We start from the raw sequence: 832 nt of genomic DNA on the forward strand, positions 1-832 counted from the left end.
CGGTTACATTCCGAACCCGGTAGCTAAGCCCTCCAGCGCCGATGGTACTGCACTCGGGAGGGTGTGGGAGAGTAGGACGCCGCCGGACTCAACGTGATCGGTCGAGGGCCGCCCCACTTCGGGGTCGGCCCTCGACTGCGTTTATGGGCAGATCCCCTAGTAACTTTGTGTATCGAGAACAGCGTGTGTCGGAGCAGGGCCACTCGGGCCTAGGTAGTCCGCCGCCGTACTGGAAGGAATGATCCGTGAGTACAGGACCGCAGGACGGCGGCTCCAGCAACCGCGACGACGACCGTCGTTCCGGAGGCAGCCGCGACGGAGGCGGCGACAGCCGCCGCGGCGACCGGGGTGGCTACCAGGGCGGCGGTGACCGCGGCGGATTCCGGGGCGGCGACCGTGACCGCGGAGGTTCCCGGGGTGGTTACCAGGGCGGTGGCGATCGCGGTGGGTTCCGTGGTGGCGACCGCGACCGGGGTGGCTACCAGGGTGGCGGTGACCGCGGTGGGTTCCGTGGTGGCGACCGTGACCGCGGCGGCGATCGTCCGGGCTACCAGGGTGGCGGTGACCGGGGCGGCTTCCGCGGCGGCGACCGTGACCGGGGTGGCTACCAGGGCGGTGGTGACCGCGGCGGGTTCCGTGGCGACTCACGCGGTGGTGACCGTGGCGTAGAGCGCGGTGGGTTCCGTGGTGGCGACCGCGACCGCGGCGGCGATCGTCCGGGCTACCAGGGTGGCGGCGACCGTGGCCGCAGTGGCGGTTACCAGGGCGGTGGCGATCGCGGTGGGTTCCGTGGTGGCTCGCAGGGTGGTGGCGACCGTGGTGGATTCCGTGG

Annotated in this window: 2 protein-coding genes and 1 rRNA gene; 2 read left to right on the forward strand and 1 reads right to left on the reverse strand. The window is 71.5% G+C overall.

The features are described 5' to 3' along the window. Both rrf and AB0E94_RS52505 read left to right on the forward strand, forming a co-directional pair. Nucleotides 1–88, forward strand: a 5S ribosomal RNA gene (gene rrf / locus AB0E94_RS52500); the annotation flags it as partial. Nucleotides 89–366: 278 nt separating this feature from the next. Continuing rightward, nucleotides 367–669 (forward strand): hypothetical protein, encoded by a 303-nt coding sequence (locus tag AB0E94_RS52505; protein WP_360344402.1) that lies wholly within the window; start codon nucleotides 367–369, stop codon nucleotides 667–669. On the opposite strand, the gene AB0E94_RS52510 is transcribed toward AB0E94_RS52505, so the two are convergent. Further along, nucleotides 645–832: hypothetical protein (locus AB0E94_RS52510; RefSeq protein ID WP_360344405.1), on the reverse strand; the 188-nt coding region annotated here is incomplete at its 5' end. The two genes, AB0E94_RS52505 and AB0E94_RS52510, sit on opposite strands and share 25 nt — an antisense overlap.

The sequence above is a fragment of the Actinoplanes sp. NPDC026670 genome (assembly GCF_040638175.1).
In the GTDB taxonomy this organism is placed as follows: Bacteria; Actinomycetota; Actinomycetes; order Mycobacteriales; family Micromonosporaceae; genus Actinoplanes.